This is a genomic window from Mycobacterium sp. P7213 (genome assembly GCF_900604305.1).
GTDB lineage: Bacteria > Actinomycetota > Actinomycetes > Mycobacteriales > Mycobacteriaceae > Mycobacterium.
Genome location: NZ_UWOA01000090.1, coordinates 1 through 8431, shown reverse-complemented (window position 1 = coordinate 8431; position 8431 = coordinate 1). Strand labels below are relative to the sequence as shown.

The window sequence follows — 8431 nt, the reverse complement described above, 5'->3', positions numbered from 1 at the left end:
CGACGAAAACAACGCATCGGCATCCCAGCGATCCGCCGGAACCCGAACAATCCCCGAACCCTCATCACACAACAACCGCCACAACGCGGCCGGCCCATCCACCCCACCAGGCAGACGACACCCCACACCCACCACCGCGATCGGCTCGGTATCGCCAGCCTCGGCAACCGCCAACCGCGCCGTCAAATCATCAATCTTGCGCAGCGCCTCAGCAACAATCGCCCGACGATCCGGCCCCCCGACCGGCGCCGCACTCTTCTCGCTCAACTCAACCTCTCCGAAAGCTGCGCGAGCAGCTCGTCATCGCTCATGTCGTCATAGGCGTCGGCGCTGTCCTGCTCGGCGGCCTCCGCCACCTCGGGCAGCACCGTTGCCAGGTACCCCGTCAGCGCGTCGATCGTCGGGTAGTCGAACACCACTGCGGCCGGCAGAGCTTCGCCCAGACTGTCCGACAGTGATCGCTGCAGGGTGACGCTCATCAGCGAATCCATGCCGGACTGGAAGAACCCGGCGGTCGGATCCAGCGCGTGACGGGACCCCAGCCCCATGGCGGCGATGACCTGGTCGGTGACGTGTTCGCGCAGCAGCTCCCCACGCTGTCCGGGTTCCGCCTCAGTCAGAACGCGGCGGAACTCGGTGCTCTGCGCCGCCGGCCCGTCGGCAGGTGCGTCGACGATCAGCAGATCGTCGACGATGTGCAGCGCCGCCCGGGTGCGGTACGCGACGGCAAGCCGCGGCCAGTCCGCCGCGACGACGGTGTGCCGCACCGCATTGTGAGCACCGATCACCAGCGGCAGGGCTCCGATGGCGACATCGTCGGCCATCGGCTCCAGGCCGGAGTCGCCAGTCACCTGGCGTTCGGCATCGGATTGGGTGTCGGTCAGGGACTTCCACAACCCCCAGTTGATCGCGGTGGCCGGCAGCCCGGCCGCGCGGCGCGCGTAGGCGAAGGTGTCCAAGAAGGTGGTGGTGGCCGTGTAGTGCGCCAGCCACCGTGACCCAGTGATGCCGGAGATCGACGAGAACAACACGAAGTAGCGCACCGGCTGTCGCAGCGACAGCTTGTGCAGCACCGCGACCACGTCGAGCTTCGGGCGGAACATGGTGGTCACGTCGTCGTCGGTCATGTCGCGCAGGGTCACCGGGCCGCCGGCGAAGGCGGCCACGTGGATGCCTTCCAGCGGCGGCAGGTCGACGCCGAAGCGATCGAACAGCGCACCCATCGCGGTCTCGTCGGCGGCGTCGGCAGCCACTGTCACCAGTGTCGTTCCGGCCGGGGCCAACTCGGCCGCCAATCCGTCGAGCACTGAGCCCGGGCGTCGGGAAACCGCGACGATGGTCTTGGCTCCACTGGCCGCCAGTTGCCGCACCAGCTGCGGACCGATGTTGCCGGTCGCGCCGATCACCAGATGGCAACTGCCGGCATCGAATTCGACTGGTTCAGCTCCGGTAGGACGGCTGCCGAGCAGGCGCGGGACCCGACGAATACCGGCCCGGTAGACGACCTGGTCCTCGGTGTCGGCGGCGTCGGCTTCGGCCACCAGGTATCCGGCGACCAGTGCTGCGGGGACCGACTCGTCGACGTCGACAACCCTGCCCCAGATCTCCGGGTGCTCCAGCGCCAGGCTGCGGCCCAGCCCCCACAGTACGGCGTGCGCGGGGTTGGCCCGGTCGCCATCGCCGACAGGTTGCGCGTTGCGGGTCAGCAGGAACAGCTTCGCCGAGTTTGACGTCGGCTCCGTCATCGCGGTGGCCAGGCGCCGCGCCGCGTTGAACGCCTGGTAGGCCGGTGCGGCGCTGAGATCCGTCGGGTCCGTCGACGGCGCGAACAGCACATGGGTGGCCGCGCCCAGGGCGGTGGCCAGTGCCGCACCATCACCGTCGGCGCTCAGCACCGACGCGTCCAGCGCAGTCACGCCGCCGCCCAGCTTCGCGCCGATCTCGGCGCTGAGCTCCTGGCCGCCGATCACCAGCCAGGACTGCTCGGTGATGGTCTCGCCAGGCGCGGCTTCGGCAGCCGGCCAGGTCAGCTCGCACCACCAGTCCTCGGGCACCGGGCCCGAACTGCCGACGGCCCGCTGTGGCCCGGCACCGGCCGCAACAGCGGCGCCCCGGACTGCCGCGGTGTCGATCCAGTAGCTGCTGTGCTGCCACGGGGTGGCGGGCAGCACCGGGTGCGGCTCGGGCGGATGCGGGGTCAGCGGGGGCTGGGTGGTGTGCGTGCGATTGAGGTTGGTGTGGAAGCTGACCGCGTCGTCAGCGTCGCGCACCAGGGTCCCGACGCTGTGGTGGTGCCCGCCAAGGGCTTCCACCGTGTCAGCAATCGCGTGAGTCAGAATCGGGTGGGCGCTGACTTCCACGAACGTGGTGTACTCGCCGGCCGCGGCAGCGACCGCCTGAGTCAGTAGTGCGGGCTGCCGCACGTTGTTCACCCAGTAGTCGGCGTCCAGGATCGGCATGCCACCGGCCGGCATGGCGGCTTCGGTCACCGTCGAGAAGAACGGGATGGTGGCGACTTCCGGCGTCAGACCCGTTAGGGTCGCTCGCAACTCGGGCAGGATCGGGTCCATCAGCGCGGTGTGCGAGGCTACTTCCATGTTGACCCGCCGGGCGAACTTGTTCTGGCCGCTGACGGTCGCGATGACCGCGTCCACGGGCGCAACCGGGCCGGCCACCACGGTCTGCTTCGGCGAGAGGTAGCCCGCCACACTGACGTCCGGGTAGTCGGCCAGCAGTGCCTCGACGGCATCGGGGTCGAGGTTCAGCAGTGCCACCGCGCCCTGCCCGGCCTGCCTCGACATCAACTGCGAACGGGCCGCGATGACGCGGAACCCGTCGGCCGGGCTCAGCGCGCCGGCTACCACCGCCGCGGTGACTTCGCCCATCGAGTGGCCGATGACCGCGTCGGGATGGACCCCGTACGACCGCCACAGCTCGGTCAGCGCCAGCTGCAGCCCCATCAACACAGGCTGTACCTGCGCGTCGCCGCTGACCGGTTCACCGGCGGAGATCACCTGCCACAGCGAGAACCCGACGTGTTCGACGAAAGCGGGTTCCAGCACTGCCAGCGCCCGGGCGAACGCCGGTTCGTCGGTGAGCAGCGCACGGCCCATGCCGATCCAATGCGAGCCCTGCCCGGAGTAGACGAAGACGGTGCCGGGTCCGCACGGGCCGTCGTGCGGACCGATGACTCCGCACTCCTGGCCCTCCGCCGAGGTACCGGCCGCCAGTGCCCGCAGGCCGCTGACCGCCGCGTCCCGGTCGCGGGCGCACACCGTGCCGAACAGCGGTTGGCGGGCACGATGGTGATTGAGGGTGTGCGCGACGTCGGCAAGTTCCACACCGGCGCCGTCGCCTTCCAGCCAGTCGGCCAGGTCGGTGGCTGTGGCGGCGATCCGTTCCGGCGTCCGGGCGGAGACCACCAGCGTGGTCACAGCCGGATCTACCTCGCGCGCAGTGATCTTGGCGGGCGGCGCCTGCTCGATGACCACGTGAGCGTTGGTGCCACCGAAACCGAAGGACGAGATCCCGGCCCGCCGCGGGTGATCCGAGGAGGGCCACTCCTGGTGTTCGGCAACAACCTTCAACCGCATCTGCTCGAACGTGATGTGCGGGTTGGGGGTGTTGAAATGCAGGTTCTTCGGAATTCGCCCGCGCTGCACAGCCAGCACCGTCTTGATGAAGCCGACCATGCCCGCGGCCGCCTCGAGATGGCCGAGGTTCGACTTGGCAGCGCCGAGCAACAGCGGCGACTCCGGAGAACGACCCCGGCCGAGCACCGTGCCCAGCGCTTTGGCCTCGATCGGGTCGCCCAACAGGGTTCCGGTTCCATGGGTCTCGACGTAGTCGACTTCCTGCGGGGCGATACCGGCGTCGGCGTAGGCCGACCGCAGAACCGCCATTTGGGCGGCCGGGTTCGGCGCCAGCAGGCCGTTGGAGTGGCCGTCCTGGTTGATCGCCGATCCCCGCACCACCGCCAGCACGCGGTCGCCGTCTTGGCGGGCGTCGGACAGCCGCTTGAGCACCACGACACCGCAGCCCTCACCGCGAACGAATCCGTCGGCGTCGGCGTCGAACGCGTGGCACGCGCCGGTCGTCGACAATGCCCCGCTCTGGTCGAAACCGCGGAAAACCGCGGGTGACATCAGCAGGTTCACGCCGCCGGCGATCGCCATCTCGCACTCCCCGGTCCGCAGACTCCGGCAGGCCAGATGCAGGGCGACCAGCGACGACGAGCATGCGGTGTCCACCGTCACCGACGGGCCGCGCAGGTCCAAGAAGTACGACAGCCGGTTGGCGATGATGCTCAGTGCGCCACCGGCGTTGCTCCAGGCGTCCACGCTGGGTAGGTCGGCGGACGCGTGGCAGCCGTATTCGGTAATGCTGGCTCCGACGTACACGCCGGTCTGCGATCGCCGCAACGAGGTCGCCGGAATTCCGGCGTGCTCCAAGGCCTCCCACGCCACTTCGAGCAGCAGCCGTTGCTGCGGGTCCATCTTGACCGCTTCACGGCTGGAGATGTCGAAGAAGTCGGCGTCGAATGCGGCGATATCGCGCAGGAACGAGCCCCAGCGGGTGGTGCGGGCGATAGCGTTGCCCGTCTCGGCTGAACCGTCGTCGAACGGCGCCCAGCGATCGGCGGGCACTTCGGTCACCGCGTTGCCACCATCGAGCAGGAACTGCCACATCGCGTCCGGTGAGTTGATGTCACCTGGGAACCGGCAACCCAGACCGATCACCGCGATGGGCTCATCGGTGCCGAAGCGCCCGGGCTCGGGCGCCGACTCTTCGTCGGCGGACTCGGGCTCGATGAGGAACCGGGCCAGTTCGGCGACCGACGGGTGCTGCCAGAGTTCTACCGGTGAGACCTTGCGGCCCAGCAGTTCCGACAGCTCGCCGCAGAGCACCACGGCATCCCGAGATCCGACGCCCAGATCGTTGAGCGACGCGTTGAAATCGATGTCCTCAAGGCTGCAACCGATGTTGGTGACCAGATAGTCGGCCAGCCAGTGGCGCAGTGCTTCTTCGTCAAATGCTGCGGTCATGCGGGGAACTCAATTCCCACTAGATCCCGTCCCATCCGGCCGGAGCCGATTCCACGCTGTCGAACAGCTCGTTCAAAACACTGTCGGTCGACTCGGGCAGCTCACCGCCTGAGGCCGCCGCGTCGCCACCGACATCTTCCTGCGGCAACAGCTTGCCGGTCAGGTGCGCCGCCAGTGCCGCAGTCGTCGGGTGATTCCACAGCATGGTGGCCGACAACTCCATGCCCACCAACTGTTCGATGTCACGGCGGACCGCCATGGCCATCACGGAGTTCAGACCGAGTTCGGCGAACGGCCGGTCCAGCTGTAGCTGCGCCTCCGACATGCGAAGCTCGCGCGCCAGAATGCTGCGCAGCCCGATTTCCAGCTCGCTCAGTATCTCATCGGCGGGCAGCTGCGCCCAGTCGCGGACCGGTCCGGTCTCACCAACTCCCGGGGTGCCGGGTTCCCCGTCGGACGGCAGCGGCACCATCACGGCCTGCGCGACGTCGTAGTGCTCCACGTGGTCCCAGGCGGCGAAGGCTTCCGCCGGGGTGATGGGCCGCGAGCCCATCCGTTCCAGTTCGTGCAGCACCACGTGCGCCTCGGCGCCGAAACCCAGGCCCTTCCACGCCACCCAGTCCAGGCTGACGCTGTGGCAGCCCAGCTTGTGGCGGGCACGGGCCAAGCCGTCCAGGTAGGCGTTGGCGCTCGCGTAGGCGCCCTGACCGGGAACCCCGAACACCGCCCCGGCGGCTGCGGTCATGAAGAAGAAGTCCAGGCTTCCGGGCGGAAAGAGCTCGTTGAGCACCTGGGCGCCGGCGACCTTCGGCCACATGGTGTCGCGCAGCCGGTCGGCGTCGACCTCGGTGAGCAGCTGGCCCTCGGTGATACCGGCGGCGTGGATGATGCCGCGGATCGGCGGTGCGCCGGCTGCGTCGCGGCGGGCCAACAGGTCGGTCACCGCGGCCCGGGACCCGACGTCGAGCCCGGCCACATCAACGGTGACACCGCGCCGCTCCAAGGCCCGGATGGCGGCGATCTTGTTCCGCACGCCGGCCTCGATCTCCTCGGAGTCCCAGTCGCGCCGGGGCGGCAATGCACTGCGACCGGCCAGCACCAGGCGCCGGGCACCCCGGTCGGCCAGCCATCCGGCCATCAGCAGACCGAGCGCTCCCATACCGCCGGTGATGAGGTAGGCGCCGTCGGGCTCGCACACCATCGGCTTGCGCTGAGGCGGACCGGAGATCGGGCTGAACGCCGGCGTCAGGAACTGGTCGTCACGCCACACCACGATGGACTTGGCCGGCGTGCGCAGGATGCTCGACAGCGCCGCGGCGCTCGCGGCTGCATCGGCGGCGTCGTCGCTGGGCAGGTCCACCAGCCCACCGCAGAGTTGCGGCTGCTCTGCCCGGATCACGCCCGCCATTCCCCACAGGCAGCTTTGCCGCACCGCAGCGGCGGAGGCGGCCTCGTGCACGCCGTAGGTGACGATCCACAGGGCCGGCGGGTGCGCGTCGCGGTCGGCCAGGGTGGCCACCAGATCGGCCACCTCACCGGCCAGCCGGGCAGCGCAGTCCAGGTCGGATTCGTCTGCGGGCCCCGGGTCGGCGACATAGACGACGTGGTGGGCCTCGGCGATCCCGGCGCTGTGATGCCCGACCGCGCTCAGTCCGTCGCGCAGCCGGTCGGCGGCGACTCCATCACCGACCACAGCCAGTGTTCCCGGCTGACTCGAGGTCTGCAGGTCGGCGTCCCAGGGCTGCCAGTCGATCGCGTGCGCGATCGAGCTGGGGTCGTCGGAGGTGGCCAGGTTCAGTGTCGTGTAGCGCAGCCCGCGGATGTCGACACACCGGGCGCCGTCGGTTGTGGTCACGGCTATGTCGACGATGAGTTCGCCCTGTCCGGCGTCGCGCCGGTGCACAGTGACTGCGGCCCGGCCGTCCGCCGGTGCAGCACCGAAGCAGACCTCGTCGACCGATGCCGGCACCATCAGCTCGGGGTTGGTGTCGTCGATCAGGCGGGCGACATGCAGGGCGGCGTCCAGCAGCGCGGGCGTGCCGGACTGTGCGGACGCCACATCGGCACACAATTGCGTCGCGGTGGACCGGCCGTCGATCAGCGACCACTCGAAGGGACGCCCCTCGCTGCCCCAGGTGAGCCACAGCGCGGTCACCGCGTCGTCATCGAAGGAGGTTCCGCTGTGGCCGCCGATGGGGCTGGAGTCAACAGCGGGCCCGGCGGATTCGCTGCGCGGCGTGATGCGGGCGCTGAGATGTTTGACCCATCGGGCGGCCGAGTCGTCGGAAACCGACTTCGACGACACTGTCACCGATTCGCCGTCGGCGACCACCTGGATGGTCCGCAGTCGGTCGACGATGACGGGGTGCTCGAATCGGATCTCGCTGACCGCCGAGTCCCCGCTGACCTCGAACGCGGCCTCCGCCAGGGTTTGCAGCAGCACCGATGCCGGAACCAGCTCCACCCCGTTGTTGCGGTGACTGCCGGGATACGGTTTGGTCGCCGGGGACAGCCGGGCTTGCCACAGGTGGACGGTCGGTGTGCTGCCGATCTTGATGTGGGTGCCCAGCAGCAGGCCCGGCCGTGGCGCGGATTCGGCTGCGGTGATGGAGCTTTCGACCACAAGCCAGTGGTGGGTGTGTCGCCACGGTGTGGTCGGCAGCACCGGGTAGGACCCCGACGGATGCGGAAGGTCGCGCGGGCTGACCGGGTGGGCGCTGTTGAGATGCTGATGGAAGGCGACGGTGTCATCGCCGTCGCGCACCAGCGTGGCGACGCTGCAGTGCGGCACCGCGTCCAGGATCTCGTCGATCGTGTGGGTAAGGATCGGGTGCGGGCTGATCTCGATGAACGTGCCGTATTTGTCTCCGGCGGCAGCGACCGCCTGATGCACCCGGGCCGGCTGGCGCACGTTGTCCGCCCAGTAGCGGGCGTCGAGCACCGGGGTGGGTCCGAGCGGGTCGACCACGGTGGACAGGAACGGGATCTGTGGTGTTTGGGGGGTGATGTCGGCCAGTTCGGCGCGCAGTTCATCAAGGATCGGATCCATGAACGCGGTATGCGAGGCCACCTCCATGTTCACCCGCCGCGCAAACCGCTCCGCAGCAGCCACCGCAGCGATCACCGCATCCACATCGGCGGGCGCACCGGCCACCACCGTCTGCCGCGGCGACAAATACCCCGCCACCTCAACACCGGGATAACCCGCCAGCAACTCACCGGCAGCAACGGCATCCAACTCCAACAACGCCACCGCACCCTGACCGGCCTGCCGCGACATCAACCGCGACCGCACCCCGATCACCGTCAAACCCTGCTCCGGCGTCAGCGCCCCGGCCACCACCGCCGCAGACACCTCCCCCATCGAATGCCCGATCACCGCATCC

At 69.2% G+C, this 8431-nt stretch carries 3 protein-coding genes; all 3 read right to left on the bottom strand.

Translation table 11 applies throughout. The annotated features are described in order from the left end of the window. On the bottom strand, positions 1-267 hold a 267-nt coding region (locus EJK91_RS21065), incomplete at its 3' end, for a beta-ketoacyl synthase N-terminal-like domain-containing protein (protein WP_164517898.1). Further along, entirely contained in the window at positions 264-5045 is a 4782-nt protein-coding gene (locus tag EJK91_RS21060; RefSeq protein ID WP_125079873.1) for a type I polyketide synthase, read from the bottom strand. The genes EJK91_RS21060 and EJK91_RS21065, both read right to left, overlap by 4 nt. 19 nt (positions 5046-5064) lie before the next feature. After that, the coding region (locus EJK91_RS21055) for a KR domain-containing protein (protein WP_125079872.1) at positions 5065-8431 on the bottom strand (3367 nt) is incomplete at its 5' end.

What these genes read in the sequence shown, in the direction of transcription:
- EJK91_RS21060 (WP_125079873.1), bottom strand. Translation starts at nt 5,045, where the DNA reads ATGACCGCAGCATTTGACGAAGAAGCACTGCGCCACTGGCTGGCCGAC.